Genomic DNA, 21,959 nt, shown 5'->3' with positions numbered 1-21,959 from the left:
AAGTAAATTGTCGAATTTGTCTACATTCAGTGAAATCAGTTCCACCCTGCTGTTCTTCCCATTTGTGGTTTAAACGATGGTACCTTTCAAGCAAGCTGCATAAGGGCATTGGCTGTTTGCAGGAGCAGGTTTAAATTTTTTACAAAAAAAATTCAGCTTTATTCCTTAAAGCTATCTTTTAAAACTTACAGGCTGAATTTCAGGTATTTACAATAATTTATATATGTTATAGAGACTGGAAGATTACCTAACGTATATAAACGGATGATTTAACGGGATTTGGGCTATTGATCTTTTCGCAGGGCGCTGGTCGTATGTATCCGTAAAGCTGAATTTTTACGAACAAAAAAGAAGTTTCATGGACCAATCGATAGAGGCGAAGATCAGATCCGTGGCGCTGAATATCCGGAAAATCAGGGAGTACAGGGATTACACACAGGAATATCTCGCAATGAAGTTGGGCATATCTCAAAATGCTTATAGTAAAATTGAGCTTGCCTACACCCGCATTACGCTGGAGCGATTGATCCAGATCGCGCAAATTCTTGAAGTAGACTCGGTGGACCTGATCAGAGGGAATGCAGAAGATCTGGTGCGCCTGCACACCGCAGAGTAACCATCAACAAACAGAAGCGGGCTGGCTCATTTAGAGTCAGCCCGCTTTCAATTTTCTATGAAAATCAAATTTAGATCGCTTCCAGTATCCGCTCTAATGCGACCTGATAACCTATTTTCTCTTTCAATTCACTAATATGTACGCGCTCTTGCTCCATTGAATCACGATGGCGGATAGTAACGGTATCATCCTCCATGGTCTGGTAATCCACTGCAACGCAGAACGGAGTTCCAATGAGATCCTGGCGCGTATATCGTTTTCCAATCGCCGCTCCATCATCATAAGTTGTCCTGAATGAAGATTTAAGTGAGTTAGCGATCGCCTGCGCTTTTTCTGCCAATCCATCCTTCTTCACCAATGGAAGCACCGCTACTTTAAATGGCGCTAGCGCCGGGTGCAGTTTCAGGTAAGTCCGCTCTTTTTGGCTCTCTCCCTCTCCTACTGTCTCCACGGTATAAGCATTGCAAAAAGCAGCCAGGAATAAGCGGTCAGCACCAACGGAAGTTTCAACCACGTAAGGAATGTAGTTTCCGTAAGGTTTACCATTTTCATCCAGGTCGGAATCAAAGTACTGTTGTTTTTTCTTTGAAAGCTCCTGGTGGTTGCGCAGGTCAAAGTCTGTTCTTGAATGGATACCTTCGATTTCGCGGAAGCCAAACGGGAACTGGAACTCGATATCAACTGCAGCATTGGCATAATGCGCCAGCTTTTCGTGATCGTGGAATTTAAGCTTCTCAGCAGGAAGCCCGATTGCTTTATGGAATTTCATCCGCGCCTCTTTCCAGGATTCGTACCAGGCCATTTCAGTGCCAGGGCGGATGAAGAATTGCATTTCCATTTGTTCAAATTCCCGCATACGGAAAGTAAACTGGCGGGCCACGATCTCATTCCTGAATGCCTTGCCTATCTGCGCGATACCAAACGGAATTTTCATCCGACCGCTTTTCTGTACATTCAGGAAGTTCACGAATATCCCCTGCGCAGTCTCCGGGCGAAGGTAAATAAGGCTGGAATCTTCCGCTACCGAGCCCACCTGCGTACTGAACATCAGGTTGAACTGGCGAACTTCCGTCCAGTTGGTAGTACCAGAAACCGGGCATTTGATATTTTCAGATATGATAAGCTCACGAACTCCGTTCAGGTCTTCGGCGCTCAGCAGCCGCCCCATTTCTTCCAGCAGCGCCTGTGACTTTTCCTCGTTACCCTCGGCAGCATATTGCTCTGCCTTGCCTTCCAGCAACTGATCAGCACGGTATCTCTTTTTAGAATCCTTGTTATCGATCATCGGGTCATTAAACCCGTCGACGTGCCCGGAAGCTTTCCAGGTAAGCGGGTGCATGAAGATAGCCGCGTCGATACCCACGATATTATCGTGCAGCTGCGTCATCGCTTTCCACCATGCGGCTTTCAGGTTATTTTTTAGTTCGACGCCGTTCTGGCCGTAATCGTAAACAGCCTGCAGACCGTCGTATATTTCAGAAGAAGGAAAAACAAAGCCGTATTCTTTGGCGTGCCCTACAATATCTTGTAAAGAGGTAGCGGGTGTTGGGTTCATTCTGGTTAAAAAATCAAAGAGAAAAGACTGTTAATGCATCCAAAACTAGGAAGTTGGCAAAATTAGGTATTTTGACCGGACATACGTAAGCCCAATGTTCGAAACCGGACAAAATATAGCGACAATCAGATGTAAGTCAATGAATATCAATGCATATACAAAATTGGCATACGTTTTTAACCAGGTATACAAACAAACCTACTTGCAACATGCTGTTCAACTATATCAAAATCAGTTTTCGCAACCTCAGTAAACAGAGACTGTTCAGCGGACTCAACATTTTCGGACTTGGTATAGGCATGGCAGCAGTGTGGCTGATGCTGCTTTATGTTGCCGATGAACTGAGCTACGACCGTTTTCACAAGAATGCAGACCGCATTGTACGGGTTGTACAGCGGGCTACCTGGGACGAAAGCAGCTTCCACATTCCGCTTACCTCGGCGCCATTTGCCACAGCCCTGCAAACGGATTACCCCGAAGTCGAAGGCACGGTTCGCATTAGCTCGGAAGGCGGCGGTGCGATGAAGTATGGTAAAAACGAGGTCGTAGCAAATGACATTTACTTTACCGATCCGTCTATTTTCAATGTATTTTCCTTTCCTGTCTTATACGGCGATGCAAAAAGCGCACTGGCGGAGCCGCAAAAAATCGTTTTGACCAAAACAATGGCAGAGACGCTTTTCAAGGATGCTTCCCAGGCTGTCGGAAAAACAGTACTGTTCAGCAATAACTATCCCAATGTTGTAACGGCAGTAATTGAAGATATACCAACCAATTCGCACCTCAGGTTCAGTGCATTAAGATCTTTACCGAAAGACTATTCGACTGGGTGGCAACAGTTTGAACTGTATACTTACCTGCTGCTTAAAGACGGTACCGATGTTCAAAAGTTCGGGAAAAAGCTGGCAGGCTTTTTCCCGAACTACCTGAAAAAAGAGATGGGCAATGTGAACTATCAAATGGAGCTTCAACCACTTACCTCCATTCACCTGAACTCGCACCTGGATTTCGAGATCGGCCCTAATGGAAATGCCAATACCGTTTACGTGTTCTCTGCAATCGCCGCATTGATCCTGCTGATCGCCTGTATCAACTATGTAAATCTGTACACCGCCCGCTCAATGAAGCGGATACGCGAAGTGGGTGTCAGAAAATCTATCGGTTCCGAAAGGGGCCAGCTGATCGGGCAATTTTTAACAGAATCAATGATTTTGACGATCCTGGCGGGTTTGGTTGCATTCATTCTGGTCATTGTATCACTGCCGCTGTTCAACAAACTGGCAGAAAAGTCGCTTTCACCCGGCTACCGCAGTGACCTGATGAGCGCATTGGTCGCAATTGCATTTGTACTGCTGGTAGGGCTGATAAGTGGCTTGTATCCCGCACTTCGCTTTTCTGCTTTTCGTCCTGTGAATGCATTAAAAGGCCAGATCAGCAGTCAGGTCAGCAGCGCTTATTTTCGCAAATCGCTGGTCGTATTTCAGTTTGCAGCCACGGTAGTAATGATCGCCTGCTCGGCAGTGGTGTACCGCCAGATGCACTATGTCAACAATAAAGACCTGGGCTTTAACAAAAGCCAGGTACTTGTGTTTCACATTGATAAAAATGAAGTCAGGAATCAGGTCCGTGCGGTGAAACAAAAGCTTTCCGAAAGTCCGTTCATTGAAAGTATGGCGTCTTCCAGTAACCCAATCGGGACCAACTATATGGGATCTGCGGGGATGTTTATGGAAAAAGAAAATGGCCAAATGAGCCCGGGTACCCAAATGGTTCAGAAGTTTGCAGTTGACGGGGATTTTCTCAAGACAATGGAAATCAAGCTGATAGCTGGCCGTAATCTTAACTCCGATTCTGAGGCTGATCTGCTGGGTTCAGCGATGGTCAATGAAGCATTGGTCAAAAAGCAAGGCTGGACAAACCCTGTGGGTAAGCGGATCAAGTACTTTATAGATGGCGAGGGCAACACGAAAGAAGCGACCATCGTAGGCGTGGTGGCAGATTTCCATACTTATTCACTCCAGCACAAAATCGAACCGCTGGTTTTACAGGCACCTGCGCCTGGTGACGGCGACAATATTTACGTTAGAATTGCGCCTGAAAAGACCAAAGAAGCATTGGCTTATATGCGTCAGGCTTACAAGGAATTTGACCCGGAAGCGACATTGGACTTTCATTTTCTGGACGAGAACTTTGCCCAGCAATATGCTTCTGAACAGCGCCAGGGAAACGTAATGCTCACTTTTGCAGTGCTGGCGGTTTTAATTGCGTGTCTTGGTTTATTTGGTCTGGCTGCATTTGCTGCCGAGTCGAGAACGAAGGAAATTGGTGTCCGCAAAGTGTTGGGTGCGAGTATCCAGAGTGTGGTGCTGCTGCTGTCCAAAGATTTTGTCAAGCTGGTTCTGATCGCAATTGTGGTTGGAACGCCGGTATCGATCTACGCCATGGGCGAGTGGCTTAAAAACTTCGAATACCGCGAACCACTCTCCTGGTGGATCTTCGCAGGTGCCGGCCTCGTCGCCATTCTGATCGCCCTGGCAACCGTCAGTGCCCAGGCATTTAAATCCGCATTGATGAACCCGGTGAAGAGTCTGAAGACGGAGTAGATTGGGTTGTTGGGTTGGCTGTTAGCACCTAGCGGCTTTGCTCTGTCCTCTTTGTTGGTTAAAAAAAGTTAAAGAAAAATCTCGGCCTGCAATCCCGGCTATTTTTGTCATACCTGATAAAAATACCGGGATTATGCTGCACAACTACTTTACGATAGCCTGGCGGAATTTGCTGAAACGTAAATTCTATTCTGTTCTGACCATTTTTGGACTTGCGGTCGGGATTACGTTTACTTTCCTGGTGGGCAGTTACATTCTTGGTGAATTGCAGGTAAATGCTGATCTCCGGAATGCGGATCAGCAGTACATTGTCCGCAGCAAATGGAAGGTACCGGAAATGGGGATCGACTTTGCTACATTCGGTCCGCTTGGAAAGACACTCCGCGACGAATATCCTAATCTCGTAGCCGGCTATTATCGCTACGATGCCATTACAGTTGCAGTGTCCCACGGCGACAGGCACTTTCGGGAAGATGTACAAACAGGAGATACCACACTGCTTTCGATGTACGGTTTTCCAGCATTGCACGGCGATGTAAAAACTGCATTTCAACAGCCTAATTCCATTGTAATTACCGAAGAAAAAGCACTTAAATACTTTGGAAAAAGTGATGTAGTTGGCGAAAACCTGACTTTGCACAACTTTGTCGGAGGCAAGCAGGAGTATCAGGTAACAGCTGTTTTGAAAGATCTCAAATCCAACTCAGTCAGCCACTTACTTAATAATCCATCTTCCATATTCATCCCGCTGAGCTCACTTGAAGGGCGCAAAGGATCAGAGAGCGACTGGAATTTTCCATTTATGGTAACGTTTATTCAGCTGCAAAAAGGCATTGAACCGAAAGCACTTGAAAAACCCATCTCCCAGATACTGAAAACGAATGCACCTGCCAGTGCGCGCGAAAATCTGCACATATACCTTACCCCACTCAAAGACTATTATCGCGAGGCCAACAATGGGCTGGTCCAGAAGATGATCTACATCCTGGCCGCAGTAACGGCTTTTATCCTGCTGATGGCGGTTGTCAATTTCGTCAACATTTCCGTGGCGGGCTCTTCTTCCAGGTTGAAGGAAATCGGCGTAAGGAAGGTATTGGGCGGAATCAAAGCGCAGATCATCGGACAGTTTTTAGCTGAATCCATACTGCTGGCTGCATTCGCGAGCTTGTTATCCATCGGATTTTATGAATTATCACGGGGCTATTTTGGTGAAATTGTCGGTAAAGAACTTGTCTCCTGCATTTCCCTTTTTCCCTGGGTTATAATCTTACCGGTACTTTGTGCATTGCTGATCGGCTTACTGGCTGGCTCCTACCCTGCTTTCATATTATCGGCGATCCCGTCGGTGGATTCGATGAAGGGGAAGTTGAAATCTGTCAAAGAGCATGTGGGTTTTCGGAGATCTCTGCTTGTCATGCAGTTTACGATCGCATTGTTTGTTTTTGTAGCGGCTGCCATCATCACCCAGCAGGTCGATTATTTCTTCAACAAAAGTCTGGGTTTTGAGAAAAATGCATTGGTGTCAATAGCAGTACCGCGCGACTGGACACCAGAGGGATTGGCTAAAATGGAAGGTATCCGAAATGAGCTGGCAAACATGGCCGAAGTAGCGGATGTGAGTTTATCTTATGAAATAGCAAACGGGAACACGGGCGCTCAATACGGTATTTACCAGCCAGGACAGGACTCCGCACAGGCGATCCACACCCAGTTTTTTTCAACTGATGAAAAATTCGCATCAACCTTTGGGATCAAAGTACTGGCCGGTGATTTCTTTGCGAAGCCAAATGCCGGTATTCAGACAGACCGCATTGTGATCAACCGTTCAGCAGTGAAGTCGCTGGGGTTCAAGTCTCCCGAAGATGCTGTCGGCAGACAGGTCAGGATCCATTTTTCTCCTCAACCTGCAACCATTGCCGGAGTTATCCAGGATTTTCACTTTGAATCCATGCACCAACAGATCAAGCCACTGGCGATTAGCCACATAAAAGGCGGAAATACATACAGGTATCTGAGTTTCAGGTTGAATGGCAATGTTGGGTCGGCTATGGCGGCAATTCAGCAAAAATGGTCTGCGCTGATGCCGGACGCACCTTTTGAATATACTTTCATGGACCAAACGCTGCAAAAGCTTTATCAATCGGAGATTCGGTTGCAAAGGGCAGCACAACTGGCCACATTGCTGGCGCTGGTCATTGTTGTGCTTGGCATAATCGGCATGGTTTCATTAAGTGTAGCGCGGCGAACGCGGGAAATCGGAATCAGGAAAGTGCTCGGGGCATCGGGGATCAATGTAGTGATGCTGTTCTTGAAGGAATTCCTGCTGGTAACACTCACAGGCGCGGCAATAGCATTCCCACTGGCATTTTTTGTAATGAAAAACTGGCTGAACAACTATGCTTACAGAATCGCGCCAGACTGGCCCACGTTCTCGGTAATAGCGCTTGCTTTCTCTGCAACTATCATCCTGCTGGTCTGCATCCAAACCTATAAATCGGCCTTAATGAACCCGGTTAAGAGCTTGCGGTCGGAGTGACGATATCATCGAAGGTGTCTCAAGAAGGATTCGAGATTCACCACTTCAAGCTTTGGGAAAGCTAGTGTTTTAAATATTCAAATAGAATTTCATTACTGACGCACCATTTAAATTTACCAGCCATAAAATCTAAATATAGCTGATAGTATGGGCTTTTCGGAGGAATGGAGGCTCTAAGACAATTAGTATCAATAACTGCTTCAACCATTTGCACCAAAGCTATCGTCAATCAACTCAGCCGCACCGAAAACAAGTCTTTTGACCGGAAATAGATCCAGGTTACTACAACCATCGTGAATATGCCGCCGATTACTACGGATGGCACGGTCCCGAAAGCTTTCGCCATTACGCCTGATTCAAACGCGCCGAGCTCGTTGGAGGAGCTTACAAACATCCCATTTACTGCGGCGACCCGGCCGCGCATTTCATCAGGCGGATAGATCTGTAAGATCGTTTGCCGAACAATCACACTCACACTGTCGAAGACGCCCGTCGCGAAAAGTGCGGCGCAGGATAGCAAAAAGCTGGTCGATAGTGCGAAAACGATCGTGAATATTCCAAAACCAGCTACCGCAATGAGCATATTCCGCCATGCATTGTGGGTTGGAGGATAATAAGCCATTGCGAACATCGTCAGCAGTGAACCAATGGAAGGCGCTGCGCGCAGCAAACCCAATCCCTCTGGCCCGACTTTCAATATATCCTCCGCGAAAACAGGCAGGATTGCGACAACTCCGCCAAAAAGCACAGAAAACAGATCAAGAGAAATCGCGTAAAGCACAATCCTGGTTTTGAAAACAAAGCGGAATCCTTCTTTCAGGCTCTCCACAATAGGTATGGTGATCTTCGGAAACTCGGGCCGCGTTTTGATCATACCCAGCAAAATCCAGCAGATCACAAAATTGGCAATTACGATCAGCAATACGTTGGCCAGACCGAGATATGCGTAAAGAAAACCTGCAATGGCGGGTCCCGTAATTGATCCCGCCTGCCAGAATGAACTACTCCACGTAGATGAATTGTGATAGATAGTGCGGGGAACAAGGAAGGGTTTTAAAGAATTGGAGGCGGGTGAATAAAAGCCTTTTGCAAAACCGATCAATGCGAAAACCGAATAGATAACGGCCAGATGCTCGCCCTGGGTTAAAGAATTGTAAATTCCCGGCTGAAAAGCAACATAAAGGATCACCGAGCCCAGTAAAATCACAACCAGACTCACGTGCATAATCGTGATCTTGTTCTTTTGATCGGCGATATGTCCCCCGAAAAGTGACGTGATGATAAACGGGATTACCTCAGCCAGACCCACCAGTCCTAATGCCAGCGGATCGTGCGTCATTTTATACAATTCATAACCAACAATAACCTCCTGAATGAGGATCGTGGCTGAGAAGAGAAAAGTGTTTGAAATGAAAAAACGAAAATCAGAATAGCGAAGTGCCGCGTAAGGATCGTGGGAAGAAACTGTTTTCAATTCGGATGTGGTGGTGTTCTGAAACCGTAACACGACACGTCGGCAATAATGTTCTGTTTTTGTGGAAAATTAATGAAGTTTGTGCCGCAAGAAACGGTTTTACATTTCCTTAACAAGCTTTTACAACCCTTTTACCCGCATTCATTCCCCGGCTGATAGATTTGTTCCATTCACAAAAACATCGGAACTATGAAAAATGCATCAGGCTTTATTTGTGCGATCCTGCTCGCAGTAACGACTTCTATCGCGCTGCCTTCGGATAAACCAGTAAAAAAAGCTGTCAAAAAACCGGAAGCTGCCCAGAAGAATACCGCGGCGGAAGTTACTGAGCCGGCCAAACAGAAAATCATTACGCCGGTATTTCACTGGTTCGGACCTTTGGAACAAAAGAAAGGTCAACGGGATAATTGCTAATCGATTTTTGACAAATGACAGACACCGGCAACAAATCTGCTTTTTCATTCACACTGCTCTGCTTTGCAGCATTGCTCGCTTTGTTGCCGGCGTTTCAAACTGTTTCTGCAAACAATGAAACAGTCCGTTTTGCTGAAAAGGTAAATCTCGCATTAAGGCGGACCGCGCACCATTTGCTCCTGGCAACGGGTGATTCAGTAACAAAGATTCCGGCTGTCAAACAAATTGATGCAAACACCTTCTCCGTGCGCATTGAAAATCTGGGTGACTATGAAAAGTTACCCGCGCTGATGCAGCAATCTTTACAAATCCAGAACATTGATCGTGGGTACAATGTGATGGTTTTTAACTGCGAGACAAGCGAGTTGCAGCTCGGTTATAACTTTCAGGATCTCAGTCAGAAAGGTGGGGTAGCCTGCGAAGACAGGGCTGACGAAAATGGTTGTTTTACACTTCAGATCAGTTTTGAGCCCCAGCCACAGCTTGCGACCGCTAATTCCGATCGCCGTTTATGGATCTTGCCATTTGTATGCGGCCTTGCCGGGATCGGTTTGTTTTTCTGGAAAAGGAACCAGCAGAAAACGCATTTGACCAAAACAGAAATAACTCCATTGGCTGCTTCTGAACTCCATTTCGGGAACTCGTCACTGAATAGTCCGAATCAGGTACTCATGTGCGGCAATGTAAAAAATCAGCTTACTTACCGGGAAGCGAAGCTGCTTGGTCTTTTTGTAAAAAACAGCAATCAAGTGTTGGAAAGGGACTTTATCCTAAAAGCGGTGTGGGAAGATGAAGGCATTATCGTAAGCCGGAGCGTCGACGTTTTTGTATCCCGGCTGCGCAAATTGCTGGCTGCCGATCCGGCTGTAAAAATTACCGCCATTCACGGCGTCGGCTACAAAATGGAAATCCATTCCTGACATTATGTCCTGAAAATCACACTTCTGAATCGCCACGCGGGAAGCTACCCTACCCATTTTACAACAGTAGTTTTGGTCGTCCGATACCGTACACATTTGTACGTTTTTGAACGATCAAATGCATTATATCAATCTCAAATCACTATATATCAGCTTAATACTACTTTGGCAAGGCTTTTTAAAATAGCATTGGTATAAGAGACGATGGTTCTGGATTTGTTTTTAAAAACGCTTGTCCGTAATTACAACCTGAATCTCAAACCCAACATTTTTTATGATTAAGTTAGAAAAGATATCAAAGTACTACCCGGCAGGATTTGGCAAGACTTACGTTTTGCGTCACATCGATTTACATATAAAAGAAGGTGAGTTTGTTTCCATTATGGGCCCGTCGGGTTCGGGGAAATCTACCCTCTTACATATCCTGGGCTTGCTCGAAGAGCCTTCGGAAGGAGAATACCTTTTCCTCGACGAGCCTGTTCAGAAATTGTCAGAAAAGAAGCGCACGGAATTGCACCGCCACCACATTGGCTTCGTGTTCCAGGCTTACCATTTGATCGACGAGCTTACGGTCTATGAAAACATCGAAACGCCGCTTCTCTACAAAGGCACTTCTTCTTCGGAGCGGAAAAGCCGGGTGGCCGAATTGCTGGACAGGTTCAATATGGTAGCTAAAAAAGACCTTTTCCCACACCAGTTATCGGGAGGCCAGCAGCAGCTGGTGGGCGTTGCCAGAGCGATTGTTCATAACCCAAAGGTGATTTTTGCCGACGAACCGACCGGAAACCTGCATTCGGAACAGTCAATAGAAATAATGGAGTTGTTTCAAAAACTCAACCAGGAAGACAAAGTAACAATTGTACAAGTAACTCATTCAGAAACAAATGCGGGATACGGCAATCGCGTCGTCCGCCTGAAAGACGGCTGGTTAGCCTAAAAATACCTATTAGCCATGAAACGTATTCTTCTACTTATTTGCCTGCTGCCTCTGTTCAGCCAGGCCCAGGATACCCTTAGCCTGGCAGATTGCGTCGATCTGCTGATCAAGAACAACCTGATTTACCAGCAGGGCAACCTGCAATCCGAATCAGCGCAGGCACAGCTGCGGCAAACGAGGTCGCAGATCTTACCGCAGATTTACATTGGCGCCGATCAAAGCTTTAATATGGGCCGGAGCATCGACCAGTATACCAATGCGTATATAGATGAGGTTTATGGTCTGAATGCGATTGGAACCGGCTTTTCAATACCCGTTTTTCAGGGTTTCAAATTACAGAACCAGATCCGTCAGGGTGTTTTGCTGAAAGAATCGGCGATGGAAAACCGTACTGCGGTGCTGAATGCACAGACTATCCTTTTAATGCAGGGATATGTAAATGTACTCGCCACCAATGCATTGCTCGACGCGGCAACACAGCAGGTACTGTCCTCTGAACAGCAGGTGGATCGTGTTTCGAAGCAGGTGAATGCAGGTACGGTGGGTGCTAATCTGCTCTACGAGATCAAGGCGCAGCTTTCCAATGATAAATTCGCGCAGATTACCGCATTGAACAATTACCGTACTGCCCGGCTGTCGCTTTTCCAGCGGATGAACATCACGCCTGACGATAAAATCCAATTTGAAATACTCGCTCCTAAAGACACTTTGCAGCGAAAAGAGGATGCACTGGCGCTTTATGAAAGTGCCCAGAGAATTTTTCCTGAAATAAAAAGTGCGGAGCTGTACAGGGAAAGCTTCAAATATCAAGTCAAATCGATTAAAGCGGCTAATTATCCATCGCTTAGTTTGAGCGCAAATATGAGAGCATTTTACGCGACCAGTAACCGGAAACTGGATTATCTGAACCAGCTGAACTCTACCCGAAACGGGTCGTTGATGCTCAGTCTGAACATTCCGATTATGGGTCGCTGGGTAACCCGGCCACGTGTGGAGTTCGCCAAAGTCCAGGAGCGGCTTGCGCAGAATACGCTGGATGTAACCAACCAGCAGCTCAGACAAGCGATCGAGCAGGCTGTACTTAATTTGGATGCGCTGGCGGACAAATACGCAGCAGCCCGCGATCAGGTAGAGTCGCTCACAGCCAGCTTTGCGGTAGTAGAAAGCAAGCTGAATGCGGGCATTGCCAACAGCTATGAATATACACTCGCAAAAGCAAACCTGGGAAAAGCTCAGGCCAATGCGATCCAGGCAAAATATGATTTCTTAATGCAGCAAAGACTGTTACAATATTATCGCCAGGGAAACTGGGAAGGGGTATTTTAAGGGGAGACTTCGGCCGTCGGCTGTCATACTTCGGCTTGCGATGAAGTTGCAAAGTAAAAGCCGGCAGCCGATTGCCGACAGCCGATGTTCCCCCAATGTTCTTGTTAGGTTAAATTTGGTATCGGTAATTTTTAAGAGGTTGTCCTGCTGGGGCGGCCTCTTTTTTTGTCTTATAGTTAAAATAAATTAAATAATTCTCAGGTGACTTAATGCTATGTATATTGCCCTCGTCAAACTAACAACGACAGTCATGAGAAAACTTCTTCTATTTGCCTTGCTCGGAACCTGGTTCCTGGTCGGGAATGCTTTTGGACAAATACAGAAAGGGGCCTGTTATCTCGGCGGTACGATCAGTTTCGACGGGGAAACTTCAAGGAGTGAAGAACCCGCTGATCCTCTTAATTCTGCGAGGACCCGGCGACACACCATTGCGCCGGAAATCCAGTTTGGAAAAATGATCGGGGACCGGACCATGATGGGACTGGGCGTACGGTATAATGTAACTTATAACCGCACAAAATACGACGAAAACGATCTTGCGAACAGCCAACTCTCTCAGGGCATTGCGTTACTGCCCTTTATCCGCCAGTACAAATCGCTGGGAAGCAGCAACTGGTCGGTGTTCCTGCACGGTGAGCTTGGTCCTCAATATCAGTGGATCAGAACTACTAATATCCAGGGCAGCACGCCGGTTAACGAGTACAGGGATTTCTGGCAATACGGAGTGAGTATCAAACCGGGTATTGCCTATGTTTCGAAGAAAAATGGCTGGGCCATCGAAGGTTATGCAGATATCCTCTCTCTGAATGCTAATTATGTTCCTTTCAAAAATGACGCTCCCAGCGTATTTACACTTAATACCGGTATTGCTACGGCATTCCCCAATGTAATTACTCTCCGCGTCGCCAAATATATCTTCCCTAAAAACTGAGAGCCATGAGAAATTCCATACTTACATTCCTGCTGCTGGTTTTATTGAACCATATTGCAACGGCACAGTTTCAGGCAGGCGAATCGTTTATCAGCGGGTCGTTTTATAACAACCTCAATAATGTGAGGCAAAAAGGCAGCGAGCCCAATACAAATGCCTATAATCATTATATCAATATCTCTTTGGGCAAATTTACCAAAGACAATCGGGCAACCGGCTGGGGCCTGACACACTCTTTGAATATTCAGAGCAACAGCTACTACAAACCAGATCCCAACACTTTAGGGGAGCTCAGCTTAGGAGTTGAGCGCTTTGCTGAGTTTTACAAGTCGGTGGGTGAAAAATTTGCTTTATACGCCCGACCTGCGTTGAATCTCGGGTATCAGTTCAAAACCAACAATGCGGTCAACAATAATGAGCTGGTTTATGAAAGCAAGATCAATTCAATCAATTTAAGTGCCGGCATCAGTGCGGGGGTAATTTGGCGGTTATCGCCCAAATGGGCAGTTGAAGGCGGCTTTGCATTCCTGAATCCGATCAGTATTAGTTATGGATTTACGACCACCGAATATTTTCAGAATAAATACCCCAACGGGGAAAATGTCAAATACGAAGGACACGGAATTAATTATTTCTTTTCGCCGAACATTTCATCAGGAAGTATCGGACTGGGTTTGCGGTATTTTTATGGTTTGAAATAATAAAAGATAATTGCACCATATACATTAAAAACGCGGTGGATGTGCCTTTTTTGGGCATATCCACTTTTTAGTTAGAATGAAAAAATACTTCCTGTTACTTTTTATTGCCGGACTGACCGCCTGCCACAAGCCCAATTACAATAGCCTCGATGCTCCCTGGGAGCCTGATTATAAGGTTGACAGATCCGAAAGTTCAATCCTGAATTTCGAGAAAAAGGATGCTGAAAAAATGCCTGCCCCCGGCGGAATAGTATTTACGGGTAGCTCCTCATTTACAAAGTGGCAGTCGGCGGCACAGGACCTCGCGCCGCTTCCGATCATTAACCGCGGGTTTGGCGGCTCCACATTGCCGGAAGTAATCCATTATGCCGACCGTACCATTACCAAATACAAGCCGAAAACCGTGGTGATCTATTGTGAGAACGATATGTTTGGTAAAAAGAAGAAAACACCCGAGCAGGTACGTGACGCGTATGTGACACTCACAAAGACAATCCGTGACAAACAGCCTGACGTACTCATTTACGGCGTATCTCTGAAACCTTCTCCCTCGCGCTGGGACAGAAAAGAGGATGTTATCAAAGCCAACCGGCTGATTCAGGATTTTATCAAATCCGACAAGAACCACAAATACATTGATGTGTGGCCGGTTATGCTGAAAGATGGCCGTCCCGATGGAAGCATTTTCCTTGGCGACAGTCTCCACATGAATGAAGAAGGCTACCGCAGGTGGACCAGGGTTTTTAGACCTATTCTTGAAAAAACATCCTGATAACGTGAAATTGGGCCAATTAACAAGATTTTACAAACAAAGAATAAGGGTATAGGTTTTAACGTAAAGTCACTATATTAACCGAAAAAATACATTTCCGGGTAAAAAGTGATACAACATTAGCTAATGAAAGTAACAGCGGTTTTTGACATTGGAAGGACTAATAAAAAGTATGTGCTCTTCAATGAAAAGTACGATATCGTTAAAGAATTCTCCGAGTCGTTGCCGGAGACGACCGACGAGGACGGGTTTCCTACCGAGGACTGCGAGCTGCTGACCAAGTGGGTCCAGGACCGATGGAACGAGCTGCTGGCCAATCCCGAATACGATATCAAGGCTGTTAATGTAGCTGCTTACGGAGCGAGCCTCGTTCACCTGGACGCTGCCAATAAGCCACTTACCCCGCTTTACTCTTATCTGAAACCGTTTCCTGAGGATCTGTTAAGGCAGTTTTACAGCACCTATGGCGATCCGACGAGGATTTCGCTTCAAACCGGTTCACCTGCAATGGGCATGCTGAACTCGGGAATGCAGCTGTACTGGCTTAAACATACCAAACCTGACATTTACAAGCAGATAGCTACTACGCTGCACCTGCCCCAATACATTTTGTACCTGCTCACTGGTCGCAAAGTGAGCGATTATACTTCCCTGGGCTGCCATACTGCGCTTTGGAGCTTCGAAATGTGGGATTATCACGAGTGGGTGAAGGAAGAAGGCATTCACAAAAAGCTGGCTCCGGTACTCGCTTCATCGTCTTTCATTTACCGTCACGGCGACAAGGGTGTACAATCGGGATTCGGTCTGCACGACAGTTCCTCTGCATTGATACCGTACAGAATGGCCGTTAAAAAACCATTTGTGCTGCTTTCAACTGGTACCTGGTGCATTAATTTCAACTCTTTTGCATCCAAGCCGCTTACCTCTTACCAGCTTGAACGTGATTGTATGAATTACCTCACACCGGAAGGAAGCGGGGTTACTGCATCGCGTTTGTTTATGGGACGTGAGCACGATTTCCAGGTTGCACGCATTGCGGATTACTTCCGGGTTGAACCTGATTTTTACAAACGGGTAGCGTTCAATGAAGCTTATCTTGACCTGGATACTCCGAAATTCTATTCAGCATGCATGACCGGAAATGGTCCGTTTCCTGAGCCAAATACACAGGAATGGCAGGTAAGTGCATTCTCTTCGGCTGAAATCGCCTATCATCACCTGATCAAAGGATTAACCGAACTGCTGTTTGTTTCGCTGGATCTGATTGCGGTCAATGATGTGCAGGCTATTTATATCGATGGTGGCTTTGCTCGCAATGAAATTTTCACCAAACTGATAGCACGTCACTATTCTAATCATAAAGTCTACGCGACAGACCTGCCTTACGCAACTTCGCTCGGAGCTGCCCTGCACGTTACGCGTCCGCAGACATTTGATTTTATAGAAGAAATAAGGGAGATAGTACTTTGATCGTTAGCTGATCCGGCTCCAGTTGGTTTCCTCTTTCCGGAGATTTGCCAAATGTAGCCGGATCGGCTGATTGACAGCTTCCAAAAGATCCGGATCTTTTTCCAGGATCTCCTCTGCAGACTGGCGCGCTGCTTTCAGAATCTCGCCATCCTGCGCGAGGTTCGCCACCAGTAAATCCACAAGTCCGCTTTGTTGCGTTCCTGAAATATCCCCCGGCCCCCGTAGTTGCAAATCCACTTCCGCAATTTCAAAACCGTCATTGGTGCGGCACATGGTTTCAATGCGCAGCTTGGTATCTTTCGAAATCTTGTAATCCGTGATGAGAATGCAATAGGATTGTTCGGCACCGCGCCCTACCCTGCCGCGTAGCTGGTGCAATTGGGACAAACCAAATCGCTCCGCATTTTCAATCACCATAACCGACGCATTCGGCACATTGACCCCAACTTCGATCACCGTGGTAGCGACCATGATCTTGGTTTCGTTCCGAACAAACCGTCCCATTTCGAAATCTTTGTCCTGCGCTTTCATTTTACCATGCAAAATACTCAGCGGCACATCCGGGAACGCGCGCGACACACTTTCGTACCCATCCATTAAATCTTTCAAGTCCATTTTTTCAGACTCTTCGATCAGCGGGTAAACCATATAAACCTGCCGTCCTTTCGCAATTTCCTCTTTCAAAAAACCGAATACGGATAGTCGGTGCGCGTCGTAGCGGTGTACTGTTTTAATGGGCTTCCTGCCGGCTGGCAGTTCATTGATTGCGGAAATGTCGAGATCTCCGTAGAGCGTCATTGCCAGCGTTCGCGGAATCGGCGTGGCTGTCATCACGAGCATATGCGGATTAATGCGGCTGTTTTTTGCCCACAACTTAGCACGTTGCGCAACCCCGAACCGATGCTGCTCATCGATAATGCACAATCCCAGGTTCCTGAACTGTACAATATCTTCAATCAGTGCGTGCGTGCCGACGATGATCTGCATGGTACCGTCGAGCAGCTGCTTATGTATGATTTCGCGTTCCTTTTTTTTCGTAGAGCCCGTCAGCTTGCCAATGTTCACGCCGAGCAGGTCGGCAAACTTTTTCAAACCCTGGTAATGCTGGTCTGCCAGAATCTCCGTCGGTGCCATGAGGCAGGCCTGCGCCTCATTATCCAATGCGAAAAGCATACTGATAAAGGCCACAATCGTTTTACCCGAACCTACGTCACCCTGTAAAAGCCGGTTCATCTGCTTACCTGTATTCAGGTCTTCACGGATCTCGTGCAAAACCCGGATTTGTGCATTGGTAAGCTGAAAAGGAAGAAAATGCTCGTAAAATTCTTTGACTAAATGCGTTTTTGAAAACACCAGCCCCGGGTATTCCGTTTTATGTAAAAGCTTGTTCTTGATCAGCCTGAACTGATTATAAAACAGCTCTTCGAATTTAAGCCGCCTTTGTGCCTGGTGAAGCGACTTCTGGCTATCGGGCAAATGAAAATGCCAGAGTGCATCGGCTTTTGAGATAAGCCTGTACTTCTGTGTAAGTGTTTCAGGAAGTGTTTCCCTGATATGGGCCCGGGATATTTCGAGCAGGCTGCGCATCATTTTGCTGATCGCCCTGCTGTCGACAAATTTCCTCCTCAGCTTTTCAGTCAGTGGATAGATCGGCTGCCAAAACCCGCCCCGTTCATTCTCCTGAGTGAGCATCTCAATATCAGGATGCGTGATGTTCCACCTGCCGCCAAAAAGCACCGGCTTACCGTAGACAATGTATTCGGCATTGGGACGCAGGCTTTTTTCGTACCAGTTGATGCTCTGGAACCACACCAGCTCCATGATGCCGGTACCATCTGAAAAGTAAGCTACTAACCGCTTTTTGCCACCCTCACCTACCGTCGTCATTTCCCTGAGCCTGCCTTTGATCTGGGCAGCGGGCATTTGTTCGTTCAGACTTGAAATCTGATGAAAAACGGTGCGGTCTTCGTGGCGGAAAGGATAATGCTGGATCAGGTCGCCAAATGTAAAAATGCTCAGTTCCTGATTGAGCAAAGCTGCCTTTTGCGGCCCTACTCCTCTCAGGAATTCGATTTTGGTATCGAAAAAGCGGGTTCTTACAGATGGATTTGTATCAAATGTCATTTTTCAAATATAGTGTGAAATCGCTAAAACCACTGTTTTTGGTTTTCCGATATGTTAATCAACGTTAATGTGGTCACGTATCGCTGCGATTGGCGCATAGCCACTTGATTAACAACTTTTGAATTCATTACTTCGTGAAATTTAAGTTTCCCAATCACCTATTTTGTTTAACTAATTTTCGTTTTTATGAAAAAATCATTTTTAGCGCTTTTCTTCTCCCTGGTTGCATTCACATGGGCTTCCGCACAAAGCCCGCGCGTAACAGCCGAAGGCAAGAATGTCAGCGTTGCGTATGGACAACCGTCTAAAAAAGGACGTGTGCTGTTTGGAAAAGAAGGTAGCGAGAGCCTTGAAAAATATGACAAGATTTGGAGAACCGGTGCAAATGCGTCTACCGAAATTACCTTCAAAAAAGATGGCAAGTTTGGTGGTAAAGATGTAAAAGCCGGAACTTACAGCTTGTTCACAATCCCTGGCGAGAAGCAATGGACAGTGATTTTGAACAGTGTACTTGGCCAGTCAGGTGCTTATGAATATGAGAAAAACAAAGAAAAAGATGTTTTGAAAGTCTCTGTACCTGCCAAAAAATACCCAACATCAGCCGAGAAGCTGACCTTTACTGTAACCGACAAATCTGTTGATTTCCAGTGGGACAAAGAAGGGTTTTCAGTACCTGTAAAGTTCTGAGGTAATATCCCTAAAATAAAAAAACCGGGAGTTGGGTGTGCCAGCTTCCGGTTTTTTTTATTATTGTTTGTTTACAATGCAGGTTCCAGGAAAATAGCTGACGCTATGGCTGTTAATGGGGAGGGAATATCATGAAGTTTATCATTTACCCAATAGCAGGGGTGAGATACCTGTTTCGAACCAGCGGTTCTGTTGTTTGTACCCAACACATATTCGTCTTTTCCGTTGAACGTGATGTCAATAGCACCAGAAGAGACATTTTCTTCTGTTTTTAGATTAGCCTTGTCATTCCCTCTGATACAAATGGCATTCTCGACAACACTATTGCCAAAGAGTACTTGATTTCCAACCAAGACAATTTGCCCTCCATTTATCCCCAAATTCCATACGTAAACCGAATTACCCTGTGGTGAAACAAACTTTCCATTCTTCCAATATCCAGCAATAAAATATCCTCCGTTTGTGGGTCGATATTCTCCTCCGACATAAACGTCGGCTCCCCTTACCTCAATCGCATACCCGTGTCCCAGAGTTTCTGAGAGCTCTACTTTCACTCCGTTCTTCCAATAACAAGCTTTATCAGAATCCATCCCTGAGACATAAATATCTTTTCCGCTGAATGCAATGTCGCTTGCATAACCTCTGCCTTGAGACAAATAGCTTACTTTTCCATCCTTCCATATAAATGGTCTCGGATATGAACCATCTTCATAGATTTGACCAACCATGTAAATTTTTCCCTGATGATATCCAACTGCCTTCACTTTGCCATCATGCAAGTGATCTAGGATCTCTAAATTTCCATTTATCCAAAAGCACGGCTTATCTTCATACTCTCCACCGATGATGATCTTATCATCTGCCGTGAGAATATCATTTGCAATAGAATGATTCGATTCTAAAACCTGCATAGAGTCATTCTTCCAAAAGCATGCGTTCCATTTGTTATTAGAAACATTTATTGCTCCTGCGATAAGCACGTTTACTGAGTCATATGCAACTGTACTATCGATGGGGTTCTCATGGCAATCTATGCTGCCTGCTGACGCCTCGCTAGCGATAGGTATCTCATGCTTGCAAGAAATTGCAAGAATAAAAACCACTACAAAAGCTAATAATTGAAACTCAGCAAAGTAATATGGTTTAACTTTCTCCATTGTGTTACCGGGATTAAGTGAACAAAACAAACTCTTGTATCAAGTTAGTTTAACATGATTTTCAAGGCAGTAAGCAATTATCCAATGGCAGAGATGAAAGATGTTACGGCAGAATAAATTGTAACCGACAAATCTGTTGATTTCCAGTGGGACAAAGAAGGGTTTTCAGTACCTGTAAAGTTCTGAGGTAATATCTCTATAATAAAAAAACCGGGAGTTGGGTGAGCCAGCTTCCGGTTTTTTGTTGTTCCTCCCTTTTCTCCTTCCTCCCTTTCCTCCTTCTACAAATTCGCCTTGATCATGTTTTCAAGTACCTGCAAATGTTCGGTGAATTCTTTGTGCCCCAGTTCGGTGGCTTTGTAGGTTGTTAAAGGTTTTCTGCCGGCGAACTGTTTTTGAACCTCAACATATTTGATTTCCTCCAAAGCTTTCAAATGCGACGCCAGATTCCCGTCTGTCAGCTGCAGAAGCTCTTTCAGCTCGTTGAAGCTGACAGCATCATTCACCACCAGCACTGACATTAATCCCAGCCTGATCTTACTTTCAAATACCTTATTGAATTTCTCTAACCATTCCATTTTGTTCGCCTCCCATCAAATTACTCTACAATGGGTTGCATAAAGCGCATCGCATCGCGATTTCTTACCCAAACTGCTTCATCACGCAGGTTATTAGCTCTGCCTGTGAGGCCGGCCGAAACAAGACCTGTTCCAACCGAAACCCAAAAAAATGTCCGCAGGTTGTCCCGGTTTCCTGAAATCAGGGAAATAATGGACCCCGCTGAACCTGCAACCGAAATCACCAGACCGATAGTTCGTGTACGCCGCGATCTCATATAAAGATCAAATCCGCGAGTCGACACTAAAAACTCCCTTTTCAATGCACGCTGACCCGAATAAACGACATTATCCTTGACGTAGCTGTTAGCGCCGCGCAAATAGATCGTCTCCTTGTCATACCACTTAATAGCTTGTTTGATGGTACTATCCGGCGCCACCTGCCCATTGCTTTTGGCAGAAAACAGCAGCATTAACACCACGATCAAGCCTTTTGCAGCTGTATTGCCGGTTTTGCTCTTGTCCCGGTCATAACGATTGTGCATCGTAAGTCCGTAGATAATATGAAGTACTCCAAACCCGAAAGCCCAGAAAAGCAGTGAATAACCCGTCATAAAGAGCGCAATGCAGCCGATTGTAATTTCCAGCATTCCCAGGTAGAAAAGCTCCGGGTAAGTGAACCTGCTCGCATTCACCAAAGCCAGCCCGTAAAAGAGTAATGTTGCCGGAAAAACCAGCCAGATAAAGCCGTAATGCAGCATCGCCAGGCAAAATACGCCTCCGGTACCGAGCGGGATCAGCATACTGACCAGCAAACGGCGGGAGCTGCTGTTCCAGACTGTCAACCCTTTTTTTCGTCCTTTCCGCACCGTCAGCAGGATACCGACTGCCAGCGACAGGATCAAAACCAGAAGTCCGTCGACGAACAAAAAGCCGATCAGCGGCTTTCCCGAAGGTCCATGGTAAGCGCCGAAGGGACTCAGGATTTCTTCAAACCAATCTGTTTTATATCTTAAATAAGCCGCTGCGGCACCAATCAATGCAAACAAGCCAGCGAATACACCGCTCAGCCCGCTGAGCGAAAGGAACTTTGACGAGCGCTCCATTAAATCGCGGATCTCGGTCAGCGTGTGCAGGGAATCCTGGTTGGAGTTCATAAATATATTTACATTAATAAAT

18 protein-coding genes are annotated in these 21,959 nt (G+C 46.0%); 12 read left to right on the top strand and 6 right to left on the bottom strand.

All coding sequences use genetic code 11. From position 1 onward, the window contains the following. The first annotated feature begins 358 nt into the window (after positions 1-358). Entirely contained in the window at positions 359-616 is a 258-nt protein-coding gene (locus ASG33_RS05675; RefSeq protein ID WP_031525871.1) for a helix-turn-helix domain-containing protein, read from the top strand. 70 nt (positions 617-686) lie between these two features. On the opposite strand, the gene ASG33_RS05670 is transcribed toward ASG33_RS05675, so the two are convergent. Next, positions 687-2,171 carry a glycine--tRNA ligase gene (locus tag ASG33_RS05670; RefSeq protein WP_056281241.1) on the bottom strand — a complete coding sequence of 495 codons (1,485 nt, stop codon included), beginning with the start codon at positions 2,169-2,171 and terminating at the stop codon, positions 687-689. Between the two features lie 209 nt (positions 2,172-2,380). Here ASG33_RS05670 and ASG33_RS05665 point away from each other — a divergent pair, with 209 nt between their 5' ends. Together ASG33_RS05665 and ASG33_RS05660 are read left to right on the top strand one after the other, a co-directional pair. Next, positions 2,381-4,774 carry an ABC transporter permease gene (locus ASG33_RS05665; protein ID WP_056281239.1) on the top strand — a complete coding sequence of 798 codons (2,394 nt, stop codon included), beginning with the start codon at positions 2,381-2,383 and terminating at the stop codon, positions 4,772-4,774. 133 nt (positions 4,775-4,907) lie between these two features. After that, positions 4,908-7,310, top strand: coding sequence for an ABC transporter permease (locus ASG33_RS05660; RefSeq protein WP_056281237.1), 2,403 nt, complete (start codon positions 4,908-4,910; stop codon positions 7,308-7,310). A gap of 229 nt (positions 7,311-7,539) precedes the next feature. On the opposite strand, the gene ASG33_RS05655 is transcribed toward ASG33_RS05660, so the two are convergent. Further along, positions 7,540-8,784, bottom strand: a complete 1,245-nt coding sequence (locus tag ASG33_RS05655; RefSeq protein WP_056283325.1) for an MFS transporter — start codon at positions 8,782-8,784, stop codon at positions 7,540-7,542. A 189-nt stretch (positions 8,785-8,973) separates the two neighbouring features. Here ASG33_RS05655 and ASG33_RS05650 point away from each other — a divergent pair, with 189 nt between their 5' ends. The 8 genes from ASG33_RS05650 to ASG33_RS05615 all read left to right on the top strand — a co-directional run bounded on the left by ASG33_RS05650 (position 8,974) and on the right by ASG33_RS05615 (position 16,255). Further along, entirely contained in the window at positions 8,974-9,198 is a 225-nt protein-coding gene (locus ASG33_RS05650) for a hypothetical protein (protein WP_056281235.1), read from the top strand. Positions 9,199-9,212: 14 nt separating this feature from the next. Further along, positions 9,213-10,118: a winged helix-turn-helix domain-containing protein gene (locus tag ASG33_RS05645; protein WP_056281231.1), complete on the top strand. Its 906-nt coding sequence runs from the start codon at positions 9,213-9,215 to the stop codon at positions 10,116-10,118. A gap of 274 nt (positions 10,119-10,392) precedes the next feature. Next, positions 10,393-11,055, top strand: a complete 663-nt coding sequence (locus ASG33_RS05640) for an ABC transporter ATP-binding protein (RefSeq protein WP_056281229.1) — start codon at positions 10,393-10,395, stop codon at positions 11,053-11,055. Between the two features lie 15 nt (positions 11,056-11,070). Next, positions 11,071-12,381: a TolC family protein gene (locus tag ASG33_RS05635; protein WP_056281226.1), complete on the top strand. Its 1,311-nt coding sequence runs from the start codon at positions 11,071-11,073 to the stop codon at positions 12,379-12,381. A gap of 250 nt (positions 12,382-12,631) precedes the next feature. Further along, positions 12,632-13,312, top strand: a complete 681-nt coding sequence (locus tag ASG33_RS05630; RefSeq protein ID WP_056281224.1) for a hypothetical protein — start codon at positions 12,632-12,634, stop codon at positions 13,310-13,312. Between the two features lie 5 nt (positions 13,313-13,317). Next, a complete protein-coding gene (locus ASG33_RS05625; RefSeq protein WP_056281222.1) occupies positions 13,318-14,013 on the top strand; it encodes a hypothetical protein in 696 nt (231 codons plus the stop codon). 76 nt (positions 14,014-14,089) lie between these two features. Beyond that, positions 14,090-14,785, top strand: coding sequence for a GDSL-type esterase/lipase family protein (locus tag ASG33_RS05620; RefSeq protein ID WP_056281221.1), 696 nt, complete (start codon positions 14,090-14,092; stop codon positions 14,783-14,785). Positions 14,786-14,911: 126 nt separating this feature from the next. Beyond that, a complete protein-coding gene (locus ASG33_RS05615) occupies positions 14,912-16,255 on the top strand; it encodes an FGGY-family carbohydrate kinase (RefSeq protein WP_056281219.1) in 1,344 nt (447 codons plus the stop codon). Between the two features lie 3 nt (positions 16,256-16,258). Here the strand turns inward: ASG33_RS05615 and recG are convergent, their stop codons facing one another. Further along, a complete protein-coding gene (gene recG, locus ASG33_RS05610) occupies positions 16,259-18,379 on the bottom strand; it encodes an ATP-dependent DNA helicase RecG (protein ID WP_056281217.1) in 2,121 nt (706 codons plus the stop codon). A 186-nt stretch (positions 18,380-18,565) separates the two neighbouring features. Here recG and ASG33_RS05605 point away from each other — a divergent pair, with 186 nt between their 5' ends. Beyond that, on the top strand, positions 18,566-19,066 hold the full coding sequence (locus tag ASG33_RS05605; RefSeq protein WP_056281215.1) for a DUF2911 domain-containing protein: 501 nt from the start codon (positions 18,566-18,568) through the stop codon (positions 19,064-19,066). 71 nt (positions 19,067-19,137) lie between these two features. Here ASG33_RS05605 and ASG33_RS05600 read toward each other — a convergent pair whose 3' ends face one another. The 3 genes from ASG33_RS05600 to ASG33_RS26195 all read right to left on the bottom strand — a co-directional run bounded on the left by ASG33_RS05600 (position 19,138) and on the right by ASG33_RS26195 (position 21,937). After that, on the bottom strand, positions 19,138-20,223 hold the full coding sequence (locus tag ASG33_RS05600) for a hypothetical protein (protein WP_056281214.1): 1,086 nt from the start codon (positions 20,221-20,223) through the stop codon (positions 19,138-19,140). A gap of 281 nt (positions 20,224-20,504) precedes the next feature. Next, positions 20,505-20,801: a transcriptional regulator gene (locus tag ASG33_RS05595; RefSeq protein ID WP_056281212.1), complete on the bottom strand. Its 297-nt coding sequence runs from the start codon at positions 20,799-20,801 to the stop codon at positions 20,505-20,507. A gap of 20 nt (positions 20,802-20,821) precedes the next feature. Further along, entirely contained in the window at positions 20,822-21,937 is a 1,116-nt protein-coding gene (locus ASG33_RS26195; protein WP_056281210.1) for a hypothetical protein, read from the bottom strand. Between the last annotated feature and the right edge of the window lie 22 nt (positions 21,938-21,959).

This window comes from Dyadobacter sp. Leaf189, from assembly GCF_001424405.1.
In the GTDB taxonomy this organism is placed as follows: Bacteria; Bacteroidota; Bacteroidia; order Cytophagales; family Spirosomataceae; genus Dyadobacter.
Note: the sequence above shows the minus strand (reverse complement) of the source record. Positions and strands in the feature narration are given on the sequence as shown.

Excerpts from the sequence above, each read along its gene's own strand:
- ASG33_RS05675 (WP_031525871.1), top strand. The coding sequence starts at position 359 with ATGGACCAATCGATAGAGGCGAAGATCAGATCCGTGGCGCTGAATATC.
- ASG33_RS05670 (WP_056281241.1), bottom strand. The coding sequence starts at position 2,171 with ATGAACCCAACACCCGCTACCTCTTTACAAGATATTGTAGGGCACGCC.
- ASG33_RS05665 (WP_056281239.1), top strand. The coding sequence starts at position 2,381 with ATGCTGTTCAACTATATCAAAATCAGTTTTCGCAACCTCAGTAAACAG.
- ASG33_RS05660 (WP_056281237.1), top strand. The coding sequence starts at position 4,908 with ATGCTGCACAACTACTTTACGATAGCCTGGCGGAATTTGCTGAAACGT.
- ASG33_RS05650 (WP_056281235.1), top strand. The coding sequence starts at position 8,974 with ATGAAAAATGCATCAGGCTTTATTTGTGCGATCCTGCTCGCAGTAACG.
- ASG33_RS05645 (WP_056281231.1), top strand. The coding sequence starts at position 9,213 with ATGACAGACACCGGCAACAAATCTGCTTTTTCATTCACACTGCTCTGC.
- ASG33_RS05640 (WP_056281229.1), top strand. The coding sequence starts at position 10,393 with ATGATTAAGTTAGAAAAGATATCAAAGTACTACCCGGCAGGATTTGGC.
- ASG33_RS05635 (WP_056281226.1), top strand. The coding sequence starts at position 11,071 with ATGAAACGTATTCTTCTACTTATTTGCCTGCTGCCTCTGTTCAGCCAG.
- ASG33_RS05630 (WP_056281224.1), top strand. The coding sequence starts at position 12,632 with ATGAGAAAACTTCTTCTATTTGCCTTGCTCGGAACCTGGTTCCTGGTC.
- ASG33_RS05625 (WP_056281222.1), top strand. The coding sequence starts at position 13,318 with ATGAGAAATTCCATACTTACATTCCTGCTGCTGGTTTTATTGAACCAT.
- ASG33_RS05620 (WP_056281221.1), top strand. The coding sequence starts at position 14,090 with ATGAAAAAATACTTCCTGTTACTTTTTATTGCCGGACTGACCGCCTGC.
- ASG33_RS05615 (WP_056281219.1), top strand. The coding sequence starts at position 14,912 with ATGAAAGTAACAGCGGTTTTTGACATTGGAAGGACTAATAAAAAGTAT.
- recG (WP_056281217.1), bottom strand. The coding sequence starts at position 18,379 with ATGACATTTGATACAAATCCATCTGTAAGAACCCGCTTTTTCGATACC.
- ASG33_RS05605 (WP_056281215.1), top strand. The coding sequence starts at position 18,566 with ATGAAAAAATCATTTTTAGCGCTTTTCTTCTCCCTGGTTGCATTCACA.
- ASG33_RS05600 (WP_056281214.1), bottom strand. The coding sequence starts at position 20,223 with ATGGAGAAAGTTAAACCATATTACTTTGCTGAGTTTCAATTATTAGCT.
- ASG33_RS05595 (WP_056281212.1), bottom strand. The coding sequence starts at position 20,801 with ATGGAATGGTTAGAGAAATTCAATAAGGTATTTGAAAGTAAGATCAGG.
- ASG33_RS26195 (WP_056281210.1), bottom strand. The coding sequence starts at position 21,937 with ATGAACTCCAACCAGGATTCCCTGCACACGCTGACCGAGATCCGCGAT.